General features: G+C 53.1%; 15 protein-coding genes. 4 read left to right on the forward strand and 11 right to left on the reverse strand.

Annotation, left to right across the window (positions count from 1 at the left end; genetic code table 11):
• Positions 1-6: 6 nt before the first annotated feature.
• Positions 7-414 carry a GFA family protein gene (locus MXMO3_RS18115; protein ID WP_117397108.1) on the reverse strand — a complete coding sequence of 136 codons (408 nt, stop codon included), beginning with the start codon at positions 412-414 and terminating at the stop codon, positions 7-9.
• A gap of 153 nt (positions 415-567) precedes the next feature.
• Here MXMO3_RS18115 and MXMO3_RS18120 point away from each other — a divergent pair, with 153 nt between their 5' ends.
• Positions 568-1,575, forward strand: a complete 1,008-nt coding sequence (locus MXMO3_RS18120; protein ID WP_162889375.1) for a LacI family transcriptional regulator — start codon at positions 568-570, stop codon at positions 1,573-1,575.
• A gap of 9 nt (positions 1,576-1,584) precedes the next feature.
• On the opposite strand, the gene MXMO3_RS18125 is transcribed toward MXMO3_RS18120, so the two are convergent.
• The 9 genes from MXMO3_RS18125 to MXMO3_RS18165 form a co-directional block, all read right to left on the reverse strand.
• Positions 1,585-4,713 (reverse strand): alpha-mannosidase, encoded by a 3,129-nt coding sequence (locus MXMO3_RS18125; RefSeq protein ID WP_117397110.1) that lies wholly within the window; start codon positions 4,711-4,713, stop codon positions 1,585-1,587.
• Positions 4,706-5,653 carry an ROK family protein gene (locus MXMO3_RS18130; protein WP_162889376.1) on the reverse strand — a complete coding sequence of 316 codons (948 nt, stop codon included), beginning with the start codon at positions 5,651-5,653 and terminating at the stop codon, positions 4,706-4,708. Before MXMO3_RS18130 ends, MXMO3_RS18125 begins: the two co-directional genes overlap by 8 nt.
• Positions 5,643-5,999, reverse strand: coding sequence for a phosphomannose isomerase type II C-terminal cupin domain (locus tag MXMO3_RS18135; protein ID WP_051214124.1), 357 nt, complete (start codon positions 5,997-5,999; stop codon positions 5,643-5,645). Before MXMO3_RS18135 ends, MXMO3_RS18130 begins: the two co-directional genes overlap by 11 nt.
• A gap of 1 nt (position 6,000) precedes the next feature.
• Positions 6,001-7,038: an ABC transporter ATP-binding protein gene (locus MXMO3_RS18140; protein ID WP_117397113.1), complete on the reverse strand. Its 1,038-nt coding sequence runs from the start codon at positions 7,036-7,038 to the stop codon at positions 6,001-6,003.
• 2 nt (positions 7,039-7,040) lie between these two features.
• The gene (locus tag MXMO3_RS18145; RefSeq protein ID WP_027836188.1) at positions 7,041-7,880 is read right to left on the reverse strand and encodes a carbohydrate ABC transporter permease; all 840 of its coding nucleotides are present in this window, start codon (positions 7,878-7,880) and stop codon (positions 7,041-7,043) included.
• 1 nt (position 7,881) lies between these two features.
• Entirely contained in the window at positions 7,882-8,814 is a 933-nt protein-coding gene (locus MXMO3_RS18150) for a carbohydrate ABC transporter permease (RefSeq protein ID WP_027836187.1), read from the reverse strand.
• Positions 8,811-10,082, reverse strand: coding sequence for an ABC transporter substrate-binding protein (locus MXMO3_RS18155; RefSeq protein WP_117397114.1), 1,272 nt, complete (start codon positions 10,080-10,082; stop codon positions 8,811-8,813). The genes MXMO3_RS18150 and MXMO3_RS18155 overlap by 4 nt, the downstream gene beginning before the upstream one ends.
• Before the next feature lie 148 nt (positions 10,083-10,230).
• The gene (locus MXMO3_RS18160; RefSeq protein WP_051214122.1) at positions 10,231-10,977 is read right to left on the reverse strand and encodes a FadR/GntR family transcriptional regulator; all 747 of its coding nucleotides are present in this window, start codon (positions 10,975-10,977) and stop codon (positions 10,231-10,233) included.
• A gap of 154 nt (positions 10,978-11,131) precedes the next feature.
• Positions 11,132-11,539, reverse strand: coding sequence for a MerR family transcriptional regulator (locus MXMO3_RS18165; protein ID WP_117397170.1), 408 nt, complete (start codon positions 11,537-11,539; stop codon positions 11,132-11,134).
• Positions 11,540-11,848: 309 nt separating this feature from the next.
• On the opposite strand from MXMO3_RS18165, the gene MXMO3_RS18170 reads away from it, so the two are divergent.
• The 3 genes from MXMO3_RS18170 to MXMO3_RS19055 are packed head-to-tail and all read left to right on the forward strand — an operon-like array spanning position 11,849 to position 12,826.
• A complete protein-coding gene (locus MXMO3_RS18170; RefSeq protein ID WP_117397115.1) occupies positions 11,849-12,241 on the forward strand; it encodes a mercuric transporter MerT family protein in 393 nt (130 codons plus the stop codon).
• 17 nt (positions 12,242-12,258) lie between these two features.
• Positions 12,259-12,552, forward strand: a complete 294-nt coding sequence (locus MXMO3_RS18175; protein ID WP_117397116.1) for a cation transporter — start codon at positions 12,259-12,261, stop codon at positions 12,550-12,552.
• A 49-nt stretch (positions 12,553-12,601) separates the two neighbouring features.
• Positions 12,602-12,826, forward strand: coding sequence for a GDCCVxC domain-containing (seleno)protein (locus MXMO3_RS19055; RefSeq protein ID WP_117397117.1), 225 nt, complete (start codon positions 12,602-12,604; stop codon positions 12,824-12,826).
• On the opposite strand, the gene MXMO3_RS18185 is transcribed toward MXMO3_RS19055, so the two are convergent.
• Entirely contained in the window at positions 12,823-15,612 is a 2,790-nt protein-coding gene (locus MXMO3_RS18185; RefSeq protein ID WP_117397118.1) for an HYR domain-containing protein, read from the reverse strand. The genes MXMO3_RS19055 and MXMO3_RS18185 overlap by 4 nt on opposite strands.
• Positions 15,613-15,738 lie beyond the last annotated feature (126 nt).

Consider the following 15,738-nt stretch of genomic DNA (forward strand, 5'->3'; position numbering starts at 1 on the left):
GCATACCTAAACTGGAAACTGATCAAACCCTTCATAGAATTCATATTGTTGGTGCCAGTGCGGGCGTTCCGATTGGAAAATGCGGCGGCGGATGGATACGTTGGGGTCGCCTTCAAGTCCGCCGGCCGGCACCATGACTTGTTTGCCGTTGGGGCTGATTTTGGGCACGCCACTGCCGCAGATTTTGCAAAAGGTCCGGGCGAGTTTGCGGCCGGGTAAATCGTAGCGGCCAAGATGTTCTTCGCCCTGTGTCCAACGAAATTTGGCGCTGTCGGTGAAAAGGTTGGAGGCGAAGGCTGAGCCGGTGATCTGACGACATTGATCGCAACTGCAAAAGAACATTTTGTCAAAACTGTTCTCAACCTCATAGCGCATGGCGCCGCAAAAACAGCGTCCTGTCAGAATATCGCTCATAAATTTTTGTCCCTTTCAAACCAGTTTGATGGCGCGGTAATATTGAGCATTTCAGATTTGGCGTGGTTCGTCACCCCGATGATGCGGAATTGACTTCACCGCGAAAATTGCGGCACAAAGGTTTGGGCGATGAGGGGCAACAGCGTGGCGCGCATGACGACAAAACAACCAACGTTGAAAATGATTGCGCAACGCACGGGCTATGCGGTGACGACGATTTCCAAGGCGCTGCATGATGCGCCCAATATCAGCGTGAAGACGAAGCGATATATTCGCGAAATTGCCGAGGAGGTGGGCTACCAGCCCGATCGGGCGGGCCTGTCGCTACGCACCGGCAATACCCACAAAATCATTTTGCCCATGCAATTGTCGGATGACATTTCAGATTTCTCGCGGCGGTTGATTTTGGGCATGGCGCGGATATTGGAAAGCACGCCTTATGAACTGGTGTTCCACCCGATTTTGCCGGGTCATGATGAATTGGAGCAGGTGCAAAACATTGTGCGCAATCGAGCCGCCGACGGCATCGTGTTGGCGCAAACAGCGCCTGACGATGCGCGCGTGCAGTTTGCACAGTCTTATGATTTTCCCGTGGTCACGCACGGCCGAACCCGGCTCGAGCCACCACACGCTTATTATGATTTTGACAATGAGACATTCGCCCATCAGGCTGGTTTGCGGCTGGCCGAATTGGGGTGTACGCAGGTGGCTCTGCTGACCCCGGAATGTGAGTTCACTTTCTATCAGCATTTGCAGGCAGGCTTGCAACGCGCGGCACGCGAGAGCGGGTTTCAAATTGCGGATTATTGGAACAAGGCCAGCGGCGGGGATGATTATATTCATTGGTTGCGGGCGCAAAGTGCCAATGCCGTTCAAACCAAAACCATGCCGCAAGGCGTGATCTGCTCGTCAGAAATTGCGGCCCTGGCGATTATGGATGGGGTGACAGAAGCCGGCGGCGAGGTGGGGCGCGACGTGCACATCATCGCCCGGAAAACCTCAAATCTTTTGGATTATTTGCACCCGCGCATTGATTGGGTGGAGGAAGATTTGATTGTGGCGGGCGAACATTTGGCGCAGCTTCTGCTCCAACGCATCAATGGGGCGGACCCCAAAGATTTGCAAATTATCGGTTCGCCCGCCCCAAGCTGGGGAAATTAAACCCGCGCCCTAATCCATGGCCGCAGCCAAGGTGACGATCTCAAAGGGCGCCAATTCAATCTCCACCAACCCATCTTCATTGCGCGGGCACGCTGCCATCACTTGCTCCAGCAAATTGGTGCGCTGCACCTTGCCCAAGCGCTCATCAAATTTAACGGTAAACCGCGTGCGTTTGCCGCTTTCTTCGCAAAGGCGGAAAACCACGCCTGATTGATCTTCGCTAATCTTTGCCGCGTGCAAAATCACGTTGGGAGCTGACCATCCGATTAAGCTTGCTGGTTGTGTGGCGTTGGCCGCATCTTCTTTTAGAGGTGCATGCACTTGCAGCGGACAGGCGAAATCAAGCGCCTGCTGGTTGATGGCCACCACCGGGTGTGGATCATCGCTGACCATGACCGCATAGCGACAAAGATGTTCTTCCTGATCGGCGGTTGGGTGCGGGTAGATCCCGGACTTGATGAGGGTGAGGCCAAAATGGGTGTCAGTGGCGCTATAGCCATATTTGCAATCATTGAGCACGCCGATGGTGAAGTCGGTCTCCTCAAACGCGACCCAACGGTGCATGCTGGCTTCAAACCGCGCCTGATCCCAACTGGTGTTGCGGTGGGTGGGGCGCGTCACATGACCAAATTGAATTTGTGATTTGATCTGATCGCTGACCACATCAAAATCAAATTCGGCTTTCAGCAATGACTGGCTTTCCTGCCAATCGGCATAAAAATCAAATTCAACCTGGCGCGCATCTACCTGCAAGGAGACAATTTGCACAAGGCGCGATTGATTATAGGCGCGCTCAATGCGCAGGGCCGCACGGTGCGGGCCAGTTTCGATCACTTCGATTTTGGCCGCGGTGTCGATGGCCCATGATTTTTCTTCATAGAACCAATCAATGTCCCACGCGTCCCAATTAAGGGGCTTGTCTTGATAGACTTTCAACTGGTTGCCCAAGCTGCCTTTGCGCAAAAGCTCGCGCCGGGCGCGTTTATCGAAAATGCTGGTGATCTCGCCATTGTTCGCCACCTCGACGCGCAAGAAGGCATTTTCGAGATGGTGTTGATCGATGGAAAGCTCGCCAATTTGATCGGCAGCTTTTGGGGCGGTGGTGGCCGTTTGGCGGGCAAAAGGTGCGATCTGCTCAATGGGGGCCACCTGAAGGCGCTGGCCATCGGCCCGGTGCACAGCTTGGAGCGCACGGGCACCATACCCGAAATCAACGGCGGTGGCGGTGGTGTCCGCTTTAAACTGCACCAGCGCATTTTTGCGCCCAACGCCTTGGCTGTTCAACAGCTGGCTTTGGGCCTCAAGCGCCAATGGCGACAATTTTTGCCGCAGCGCTTCGCCCCGCTCAAACAGGTCCGCATAGTCCGCATCACTATCCATATAGACCTGCGGAATGGAGGTGCCAGGCAAGATATCGTGGAATTGATTGAGCATCAAAATCTTCCACAATTCATCAATTTCAGCCAGATCGGCTTCAATGTTATGCCCGTTCAGTTTGGCCAGCACGCTCAGCAATTCAAGCTCGCGCAGCACATGTTCGCCTGCCGCATTGTTGCGTTTGTTTTTGGCCAGTGAGGTGAGGGTGCCGCGATGATATTCGAGATAAAGCTCGCCCACCCAGCGGGGAAACGGCGTGTCGCTGTTGGCGATGGTTTGGCGCAAGCGATCAAAATAGGGGCGGATGCCCTCTAGCTTCACTTTGGGCAGACCGGGCACGCCTTTTTCCATGCGCTTGGCATTTTCAAGCATCACCTTGCAGGGACCGCCGCCGCCATCGCCATGACCAAAGGGCACCAGCACATTTTGGTTGAGGGCTTTTGGCTCATAGCGGTTCCACGCGCCAACGGTTGAGCTGACATCCAAATGGGGGCCATAGTCTGTGCGATGGTCGCCGCGATGGCCCTTATCGTCGGTCTGGGCGGTGATCAAATAGGCGGTGACGTTGGTGCCGTCGATGCCCTGCCACTCAAATGTGTCATTGGGCATGCGGTTGGTGTCGTTCCACGAGCATTTTGAGGTGACGAAAATATCGAGGCCCGTTTGGGCCATCAATTGCGGGATTGCCGCGGTGTAGCCGAACGTGTCGGGCAGCCACAAGACGCGTGGTGTGAGGCCAAACTCGTCTTGCTGAAACTTTACGCCGCGCAAAATTTGTCGCACCAGGGATTCACCGGAGATGATGTTCACATCCGGCTCAAGCCACATGGCGCCTTCAATTTCGAACTGGCCGGATTTGACGTGTTTCTTGATGCGCTCAAACAGGTCGGGTGAATCCTGCTTCAGCCAATCGAAGAGGATGCATTGATTGTACATGAACACAAAGTCTGGATATTCATCCATGAGCTTGCAGGCGGTGGACATGGAGCGCACCATCTTTTCGCGGGTTTGCGAAATTGGCCAAAGCCACGCCACATCAATATGGGTGTGGCCGACGGCGGAAATGGTGGGCGCATGGGTTTCTTGATCAAACGCATTTTGGGCGATCTCAAGGGCTGCCTCAACTGAGGCCGAAAAGGAGGCGTCGTGGGCGCGGAGATCAAGGCTGTTTAGAGCCCGATCGATCACATTGAACAAATGGTGGCGACGGGCATCATTTTCATCAAGGCGAATGGCGGCTTCAAACGAAATGGCGAGATCATAATAAAGATCCGCGGCGGCATCATGTTGTTCGCACCACACAAGGGCCACGCCGAGTTGGCGTTCAATCTCGGCCGTATAGGCGTTAATGTGGATGGTGGCGCGGCCGGCGGCGCGCTGGGCTTGTGGCAAATAGAGTTCGCGGTGAAACCCGTCAAACGCCTGGCAGATTTGTCCGTCGAGATAGACCTGACATTGCGGGTCGGTGCGCCCCAGAAGAATTTCATTTTTGGCGATGAGCTTCAGATAGGGGGTGATGCCCTTCTCGGCAGCTGGCACGGTGATTTCGCCGGCAAACCAATGATGCCCCTCCGGCGTGCCCCAGGCAAAGTCACCTTCAATTTGTGGCCAATTTTGCCATGGTGCGGCCAACATTTCGGCGGTGGGGGCTTCGCTTTGCTGTTCGTGCAGCGGGACCTCCGTCACATGTTCGCGCCATGCCATTTGCTTGAGCAAGTTGAGGTGATGTTTGAGTTTTTGTTCTTGTTTTTGATTACGCATAGATTTCGGCTTGCTCAGTATAAGATGAAATAGGGGCGAGATAGGCGGCACCGCGCGCTGCTTGCAGGGCGCTGTCGGTGACAATCTCGAATGTGGTTTTGATTTCTTTGGAAAAGCACAAAGGTTCGACTTGGGCAAAAATGTCCTGCCACAATGCGGTTTGTGCTGCCATGCCGCCGCCAATGACGATACGGTGGGGATCGACCAGTTGAATGATGGTGGCCAAATATTTGGCAAAACTGCGCTTGAATTGATCAAGGCTGGCCTGCGCTGCATTGTCGTTCGCTGCCGCCGCCGACACAATTTCAATGGCGGTTTTATGCTGATCGGTTTGCCGCAAATGGAATTGCGATAGGCCGGTGCCCGATAAAAGCTGTTCGGTGCATCCGTGTTGGCCGCAATAGCATTCAGGCCAATCAGCGGTGAGGTCCGGCAGAAGGCTCAAAGGCACGTGGCCCGCTTCAGCCGCCAAGCCGCCCGCGCCTGTGATCAAGCGACCATCATGCACCAGGCCGCCCCCAAGACCCGTGCCAACGGTAAGGGCATAAACCATTTCCGCACCCCTTTGGCGCTCATGATGGGCACAGGACAAGGCAAAGCAATTGGCGTCATTTTCAATGATCACTTCTTGCTCCAGGGCGTTGGCGAAATGGGCCGCAAGGTCGTGCCCGTTCAACGCCAGAATATTGGCATTACGCCATAGATTTGTATCCGGATGGGCGCTGCCGGGCGCACATATGCCGATAAATTGGAGCGAGCCGAAATAGGCGCGAAAATGGGTCAGGCCATCCACCAGCACTTGAGTGATGTCGGCCAAACCCTTGGGCGTGTTCACCCGCCGCTCGGCCACCAGCTCGCCATCGCGCAGCAGCACAAATTGGATCTTTGTGCCGCCAATATCGATGCCGAGCCGGGGAGGAGAGGCTGCGCTATCGACCATAAATGTCCTCATAACGCACGATATCGTCTTCGCCCAAATAGGCGCCATATTGCACTTCGATGATGTCTACGGGCGCATCGGAGAAATTCTCAATCCGGTGGATTGCACCTTTGGGAATATCGATAGATTGCCCGGCTTCCAGATCAAACTTTTCTTCCCCCAAGGTAACGGTAGCGGTGCCTTGCGCCACCACCCAATGCTCGGCCCGATGCTTATGGCTTTGCAAGGAGAGCTGGCCAGAGGGTTTCACCTTGATGATTTTGCTTTTAAAGCCTTCGCCTTCGGTCAAAACGGTGAAGCTGCCCCAAGGACGTTCTTCATGGATTGGGTTGGTTTGCTCACTCATACTATTTCTCCGAAATGGATTGGCCGTCAGCGTCAAAACGGTGCAGATCATCTGGCTGGAAGATGCAGCCGATTTTTTCGCCCAGGGCCGTGCGATCGATGCCCGGCACGCGGACAACAAAAGGCTGTTTGGCCCCGTGATTGATGTAAAAGATCGTGTCTGACCCCAACCGTTCCACCACATCAATGGTGCCGATCAGATGCGCGTTGTCGTCCGGCGCGGTCACCTGAATATGCTCCGGTCGAATGCCATAGGTTTTGGCCTCTGGGTGTGTCAGCGCTTTGGGCAAACTCAGCGCCGGGTCATCATGGGACACAAAGTTCATTTTGGGGGAGCCCAAAAAGCCTGCCACAAACAAATTGGCCGGATTGCTGTAAAGATCGAGTGGGGTGCCCACTTGTTCGACATTACCCGCATTCATCACCACAATGCGGTCAGCCAATGTCATGGCTTCGACCTGGTCGTGGGTCACATAGACCATGGTGGTGCCCAAGCGCTGGTGCAGCTTGGCGATCTCAATCCGCATTTCAATGCGCAAGGCCGCATCCAAGTTGGACAAGGGTTCGTCGAACAAAAAGATTTGCGGATCACGCACAATGGCACGGCCCATGGCCACCCGTTGGCGTTGCCCGCCGGACAAGGCTTTTGGAAAACGATCCAACAGTTTGTCCAATCCCAAAATGCTTGCTGCGTGGGAGGTGCGTTTTTGCTTTTCCGCCGCATCGCGTTTGCGCAACTCAAGGCTAAAGCCCAAATTGCGCTCCACATTCATGTGCGGATAAAGCGCGTAGGATTGGAACACCATCGCAATATCACGCTCGCGCGGCTCAAGATCGTTGACGCGGGTTTCGCCAAAAATCAAATCGCCAGAACTGACCGGTTCCAACCCGGCAATCATGCGCAACAAAGTGGATTTGCCACAGCCTGATGGACCAACAAGCACGACAAATTCGCCTTTGTTGAATTCAAGAGAAATGTCTTTGAGCACGTGCACCGGCCCAAAGCTTTTATTGATGCTGTTGAGAGTTATCGCAGTCATAATCAGCCTTTCACAGCGCCTGCGGTCAAGCCTTGGACCAGGAACCGCTGGATAAGAATAAAGAAGATGCAGCTTGGGATGAGGGCGAGGGTGCCCGCGGCCATCATTTGACCCCAGTCCACTGCAAATTTGGAAACGAAGGTTTTCAGCCCCACAGGGAAGGTCATCTTGTCATCAGAGTTGATGAGCATCAGCGCGAACAAGAGCTCGCTCCACGCCGCGGTGAAGATGAAGCCCAATGTGGCGGCCAAGCCGGGCAGGGTGAGCGGAAAGATCACCTTGCGCAGCGCTTCAAACCGGGTGCAGCCGTCAATCATCGCGGCTTCTTCCAAATCTTTGGGGATGCCGTCGAAAAAGCCCTGCATCAAGAAGGTGGCAAACGGCACGTTGAACGCGGTGTACACAATGATCAAACCGGTCAGACTGTCCAAAAGACGCAAGCCCGCCATGATCTTGTAAATCGGTGCGATGATCATCAAGAGAGGGAACATCTGGGTGATGAGCATCAGCGCGATAATGATCGCTTTGCCGCGAAAGTGAAACCGCGAGAAGGCATAGCCTGCGGCCGTTGCCACCAATGTGGTGAAGAAGGCCGTGCCCAAACTCACAATCATTGAGTTTTTGAAATAGACCAGAAAGTCTGTCAAAAACAGCACCGAGGTGAAATTGTCCAAGGTGAATGTGGAGGGCCAAATATGGGTGCCTTCTGTGTAGATCAACCGATCCGGCGTGATGGCGATTTTCACCAGCCAATAGATGGGGAACAGCGCAAACAGGACATATAGGATAATGGCCGCATAGCGCAGGGTGCCCGCAACTGAAAACGAAGTGCGACTTGCCATTTTATATTCCTTTCACAAGGTGTTTGCGCATTTGCAAAATCAACATGGCATAGGCCAACAACAGCACCAGCAAAGCGATGGCGAGGGTTGAGGCATAAGCAAAGTCGAGCCTTCGGAACGCGGTCGTGAAAATGTAGGACGAGATGATGTGCGTTGAATTTGCGGGCCCGCCACCAGTCATGATGTAAATCAGGTCAGCGAAGTTTGCGATCCAGATGGTGCGCAACATCACTGTAATGGCAATGGTGGGTGCCAAAAACGGCACAGTGATTTTGGTAAAGCTTTGCCACACGCTAGCCCCGTCGATGGAGGCTGCTTCATAAAGATCGCGCGGGATCGATTGCAGCGCCGCCAAAAGGGTGATGGCGAAAAACGGAATACCAAACCAGATATTGGCAACGATGGGACCCCAAAGGGCCATTTTTGGATTGGCCAGGATATTTTGTGGCTCATCCATAATGCCGATCGCCGCCAGCCAATGGGGAATGGGGCCAATGATGGGGTTGAACAACCATGCCCAATTCAGGCCGGACAAGAAGGCCGGCACAGCCCAAGGCAAGAACACCAATGCTTGCACCAAACCACGGCCCGCAAAGGGACGGTTGAGCAGCAAGGCCAAGCCGAGACCAAGGAAGAATTGGAAGAAGAGAGAGCCCAGGGTCCACCAAAATGTGTTGGTCAAGGCCTTCCAGAACAGTCGATCCGCCCACAATTTCTCGAAATTGGCAAAGCCAACCCAACCGGTTTCAAACGGGTTGAGCAACGAGATTGATTGGAACGCATAGGAAATGCCCACCACCAAGGGGACCAGCATCACCAATGCGATCAGGATAATGGCTGGGGACAGATAGAGGTAAGGCTCAACCAACCAATGAAGTTTTTTGAGGGGTCTCCCCCGGCCTTTGCCGGGGGAGGTAGGGAGCGCCATCGTCATTGTGCGGCTTTCCATGCTTTATATTCAGTTGTGAGGAATGTTGCCCATTCTTCGGCCAAATCCTCAGCGGTGCGTTCGCCCAACAGGGCCTCTTGGCTAGAAGAGATCGCCAACTCTTTGAACACGCCGAATTTTTTCAAATATACGGGCATGATGGTTGGGATATATTCTTCACCATTGAGGGTGTCGAACCAGCCTTTATATTGTGGTGTGGCGAAGTGAGAATCTTGCTCTGCGCCTTCGTGAATTGGGATCACACCAACTTGCTTGGTCCAAGTGAGGTTGGCTTCAGGTGAAGACAAGTGCTGCACCAGATCAACCGCTTCTTGCTGATGTTCTGTGGTGTTGAACACAGACCAACCGGCAAAACCGATGGTTGGGAAGGCTTTGCCTGATGGGCCAACTGGCATTGGTGTCACAGCAAAATCTTCTGGGTCCATACGTTCAGCAACCGAAATCAGCGCGTCTGGATCTTGGTCCAAGAAGGCACATGTGCCGGAATAGAAGCCTGCAACGATCTCGTTGAAGCCCCAGTTCACGCTGGCATATGGTGCATATTCTTTTTGGTACATATCGATCAGGAACTGAAGGCCTTCGATTGAACCTGGCTCATTAAGACGGCTTTCGCCTTCTTCCGTGAAGAACTCGTTAGAGCCATTCATGGTGGCCGCATACATGATCCAAGCGTTCAAACCGCCGCCGCCACCGCGTAGGCAGTAGCCTGATTTGCCGGGCAATTCAGAGACCTTGCGCGAGGCTTCCATGAATTCTTCCATGGTGTGTGGCGGGCCATCAACGCCTGCTTCTGCCAACAATTTCTTGTTGTAGAACATCGCGCGCAGATAAAAGCCGTAAGGAATGGTGTAGGCTTCGCCTTCAGCCAAACGGGCCATATCCAGTGTTTTTTGCGCCAGCGTGTCGCCATGCTCCCAATTAGAGATTGCGTCTTCAAGGCTGAGCAACATGTCGTTGCCAGCATAAAGAGCCAACCACGCATCAGGCATTTCCACCACGTCAGGCACTTCGCCGCCTGCAACCATGGTTGAAAGCTTTTCAAACGCTTCGCCCCAAGGCAATGAGATGATTTCCACATCCACATCAGGATTGTTGGCTTCATATTCAGAAACCAATGTGTTGAGTGTCTCGGTCCGAGCTGGACTTGTGATCACTTCAACAAGTTTAAGTTTTGTTTCAGCCAAAGCGGTGCCTGCAGACAAAGTTGCTGCAAGAATGGCGCTTGTGGCCACTGTACGAAATAGGTGCTTCACTATTTCCTCCCTTTAAGTTGCACCACAATTGTGTGGCACTTCGCATTTCCGGCGATGCCGGAAAACCTCTAGTTTAACGTTGTACTCACGACATACATCGTTGTACTGACGTTGCAAAAATGAGGCGACCTGATGGGGCCGCCAAAACTCAGCCCAGCAATTCTTTGGTTTGCTGTTCTGTGCTGTCCAAAATTTCCTCCATGGCCTTCACAGCGGCCGGGGCATCGCCCGCGATCACCGCCGCGGCCAAAGGCTTATGCAAAGGAATGGAGGGCAAGCCATAGCTATCATCCATAAATGGCTCAATATAATGCTGGTGAAAGGCGCCGTGCACCTGCTCGATTAGTTGCGAGAAAAGCGGGTTGCCCGACGCGGCATAAATGGCGCGGTGAAAATTGGCATCGGCTTGCCGCCAGGGCAGCCCCTTATCCACCACATCAAGCAATGTGTCCAATGTGGATTGAATGGCCGCGCGATCCTTTTCATTGGCATGCAGCGCTGCCAAATGCACCACTTCTTTTTCCAACGCCCGCCGCACCTGCTGCGTCCGCAACAGCCCTTCGGCTTCAAATTGCAATACCACGGGCACATGCACCGAGTTGGGCACAATATCCATGGCCAAAATGGTGCCCGCACTGGTGCGGCGTTCCACGATGCCCAGATTTTCCCAAACCTTTAGCGCTTCACGCACGGTGGAGCGACCCACCTGCAAGCGCGCGGCCAGCTCGGTTTCGGTGGGCAGTTTATCGCCCTCTTTCAGGTCCGCCTGCTCGATCATTTCGGCCAGGGCTTCCAAAACCTCCACATCGCGGGTGCGCCGCTTGATCGGGCGCAAAAACTGCGAGGCTGAACCTGATGTCGCCGCAGCTGATGTTGATTTTGGGGTCAAGGCCATGTGTTTGTCTTCATCTGTTTATACGTTTGTCCGACAAACAAGCATAGTGAAAAAATGCTGTCAAGATTTTTTGTGCAGGCTGTGTACAGAATTTCGTGCAACGAAATGTTGGATGCGCGGCAAACCCAGACCGTGCGGGCCGTCGGGCAGGGGGCTAAACCGTTCCGAACAGGTCTTCAATTACAGGGCAAACGTCCGATTTGTTTTGGCGACATTGTCCATCTAAGTCGGCCAAGGTTTTCTCGAGCTTTTGTAAATCCGCGATCTTCTCTCGCACGTGTACAAGGTGGTCGGCGGTCATCTCGCTGACTTGAGCGCACGAGAGGGCTTGTTGGTCGGTCATGGTGAGCAGCGAGCGAATTTGTTCAATGGAAAAGCCCAAGCTGCGCGCCCTTTTGACAAATCCAATGCGCTTTAGATGCGCCTTGGCATATTGCCGATTACCTCCGGGTGTCCGGTCTGGCGCCGGCAGCAACCCAATGCGTTCATAATAGCGAATGGTCTCAATATTCACGGCTGTGATCGTTGAGGCCGTGCCGATGGAATAGGATTTTTCGGTCATCACGCAACCTTGCAGCATTTTTCTCTTGCATCTGTAGTTACTACAGATCGTAGACTTGTACAAATGACGATCTGTTGAGCAATGGATTGAATAGTGTGACGGACCGCAAGACGGGTTTGGAATGCCGCCTGCACCTGATCAGCCATTTGCTCCGCCGTCGTCGACATAGAATTCGCTGAGCGGAACGATCAACGGGATAGCCCCGATACTGAACTGAGGTCACCGAGATGGACCGGATGATGTGTTCAATATCCATCCCGTTGATTGGCGAATTTTCAACCCTCAAAGCAGGTCGGAGAATGACACAGCATGGCTGAGCAGACCTCGCATTTGAATGATGCAACGCGGGCGCCCGGGACATCAAAAGCTGGTGTCGCAACATTGGCTGGCCTGTTGGCGGCCATCGGTGCGTCGAGCTGCTGCATTGTACCGCTCCTATTGTTCAGCCTTGGGGTGAGCGGCGCATGGATCGGCAATCTGACCGCGCTTGAACCCTATAAACCCGTTTTCATCCTGATCGCCCTTGGTCTTTTGGGATATGGCTATTGGCAGGTCTTTAGGCCCAAACCTGCTTGTGATGCCGATGAGGTTTGCGCACGCCCTTTGCCAAATTATTTGGTGCTGACAGGGCTCGTTCTGGCAACGATTTTGGTGCTGGTGTCATTCTTTTGGCCGTGGATCGTGCCCCTAATTCTTGCCTGATAGATTGGAGATATTCGATGAAGAAATTGCTTATTCTCGGCACTGGCCTTTTGGTGTCCGGCGTGGGGAGCAGCTTCGCGGCCGAGCAGAAGGTCACTCTTTCTGTGCCCGGCATGTATTGCGCCAGCTGCCCCTTTATCGTGAAGGGCGCGATATCGCGTCTTGATGGCATTGTTTCGGTGTCGGCCGATGCCGATTTGCGGCAGGCGGTTGTTGTGTTTGAGGACACGGCAACAAGCTTGGACGATATTTTATTGGCCACAAAAAATGCCGGATATGAATCCGAGCTTTTGTTGGCAGATGAAGAATGATCCCTTCGCGCGCATCCTTATTGGTTACATACAAAACAGGAGATAAATATTGAAAACGCCGCAGCAGGACGTAAACACACAGTCCAAATTGACGTGCCCGGCATGTGGACATGCAGAGACCGAGACCATGCCAACAGACGCGTGCCAATGGTTTTATGAATGCAAAAGCTGCCATATGCTATTAAAGCCAAAGCCTGGCGATTGCTGCGTTTATTGTTCTTACGGCACCGTGCCTTGCCCACCAATTCAAGCGGGCAAAAGCTGCTGCCCCTAAAACCCGACGGACAGCCCAAACTTGGCGCTGAGCGCGCGATAATTTGGGTCACCAATGCCGTCATAGGCAAGGCTGAAATCAAGCGTCTGATTGGCATAACCATTTAGCGTGACGCCAAATTCCGTTTTGGCACGCAATTGCTCGCCTATGGTGCTGGCCGCGTTTGCGGCGGCAGAGTCAAAGGTCCAAATACCATCCAGTGTGACATAGGGGGTCATGGTCCAATTATTGTCCAAGGGCTGCGCCCAAGCGAAGGTGGTGCCGAATGTCAGATCGCCCAACCGTGTTTCTTGTTCTGCGATGGAAACGCCAAAACTGTTCACAAACGCATCGGTGCGCTCGTAGAAATAGTTGAGGCTAATGTCGGGCCGCACGGTGAGCTGGTCCAATTCGACTTCACCAAACAAAGACGCATTGAGCAGGCCGCGGCTGGCGCCGAACTGATCTTCTGCGGTGCCGACCGTTGCGATATTGTTATAGGAACGACCAAGTTTTGCACTGATGTCGAGATAAAGATTCTCGCTGATCTCGCCCGTATAGTATGGACCGACCATAAAGCCCAAACCGTTGGTGTAAGCCGTGCTGCCGAACACATCCGCATGGGTGTAATCAATGGAAGTGCCAATGCCCAAAATGCTTGTTGGGGTCATCAGATAATCAACGCCCATATGCAAGGTGGCAAAGCTACCTTCATCAAAATCCGTTTCGAAACGGCTGAAGGTCGCCTCTGCCCAAGCATCCCATTCCTTTGCCAACCCTTCATCCTGTGAAGTGGGATAGTTCACCTCAATCGCATCATTGGCGACACTGACGCCAACGGGCAGATGGCCTGAATCCGGCGCTTTATAACCCAAGACATTCAATCCACCGGGTTGTGGTGCGGTGCCTTGGACTCTGGCCAAGCGACGGCTTTGGCGAGGCTGGTTCCCCACAATCTGGCGCGCGCGGCCATCGATGAAATTTTGCACTTGCTTGGCGGTTTCGCCAGCACTATCGGACATGGAGAGTGTACAAACAATGGTCTGCCCAGAGGCCAAATTGAGTGCGATTGTCTTTGTCCTTAGGTCAATCTGCACTGCTGGATTGTCACAGCTTGCATTGGTGATTACGAAACCCGTAGACGGGACATAATTTGCTGAATAGGTGCTGGGGTGTATATGGAATTGACCTGTGCTGCCATACCCACCTGTCACATTGATCATATGATTGAGGTTTGGTTCCGAAGAGGACAGAGAAACATTGCCATCGGCATTTGAGTTAATCTCAAATTCAAGTGTGGCTGGCGGCGTGTTCCCAACAATCACATTGAAGCTTTGTAGCACTTTATTGCCAGCATCATCCTCCGCTTGATGGGTAACTGTAGTCGTGCCGACGGGGAAGGCACTGCCGGATGCAAGGCCGCTCGTACGCGTTATCGTGACGCTGCCAGAGTTATCTGTCGCGGTCGGCATTGGATAGGTGACAATCGCAGAATTCTCATTAAAGGGGACATCTATAGTGATATCGCTCTGGGTTGAAGTGAATACGGGATTTTCATCATCATTGACTGTAACTTTGAACAACTCGGTGAAGGAATTTCCGACCGAGTCTTCAGCGTATGCCTGCACTTGAGTTGTGCCGATAGGAAATGCAGACCCTGAATCCAATCCAGTAGTCGGCGATGTTGTAATAGTGACAGGAAGGACGCCATCCACATTGTCAGTCGCGCCTACACTGAACGTAACAACTGCTGTATCTTCGCCAGGGTCGGTTGTGGTCACAATGTCAGATATGGACGTAACGACCGGCAACTCAGTATCAACGATTGTAATGTCAAAACTTTCCGTGCTCACATTTCCCACGGTATCTTCCGCACGAACGGTTACAGTGGTGGTGCCGAGTGGAAATGCATCGCCGGACTCCAAACCTGTTGTGGGGGACGTGCTGACAGTAGTCGCTACCGGACCGTCAACGGCATCATTGGCACTGTGCGGGAAGGTCACAGTAGCCGTGTCTTGACCGGGATCCGTCGATTGAATGATTTGTGTGGGAACATTTATGACCGGCGCCGTTAGGTCTCTCACGCCCGATAAAACATGCGACGCATTATTGGTGTTTCCAGCTAAATCAACTGCTCCATCGGCCCGTATGCTGATTGAAAATGGCCCTTCGCCGCTCAAAAGCACATGGGCCCAATAGTTGGCTTGGCTACCGCCAAAGTCAATGACATAAGCGGCTGTGCCGCCCAACTGAATAGCCGGAAATTCAAAGTCACTTACGGTTTCATCAAAGTCGATTTCTATGGGAACTGTTGAAGCATCTGTTGGTAAGGATAAGGACGTTGAAAGTGTCACGTCAGGCGGGTTAACATCATAATAGTAAGTTGATTGCTCGCCGTTGATCACCGTATCATCTACCATCGGATTACCCGCCAAGTCGGTGACCGAGTGAGTGGGACTGACGACCATTCTCACCTCGCCATCAACCGTATGGGATGCGAAAGGAACGGTGCGGGTAAATCGATAAACGCTGGGCGACACTTGTGTCATTGAGCCAGTCATGGAATTCGAAAGCGCACCATATACGTGTACTCTGGTGTCTGCCACATCCACACCGGTCACAGCTTCTGTAAATGTGACTTCCCATGTGAAGACGTTATTTGTTGAATAGGGTGAAATCGGATCATAAAGAGTGATGGATTGAACCCTGGGCGGCGTTGTATCCTGTGCATTGGCTTGGATCGCAAATACATTCGATGCGAGCAGAACAAGTGCAGTTAAGGCGAAGGAATGAAGTAGGCGTTTCAAATTCGGTTCCCATCAATACAGGCGTCAAAAAGCAATCAAGCAGTCGTAACTGCTTGGAGAAATTGGCTTGTAAGATGAGATGTTCCACGCCTGCTAAACTGCAACAATCCCCATTTGGGACCAAAA

It is taken from the genome of Maritalea myrionectae, assembly GCF_003433515.1.
Taxonomy (GTDB): Bacteria; Pseudomonadota; Alphaproteobacteria; order Rhizobiales; family Devosiaceae; genus Maritalea; species Maritalea myrionectae.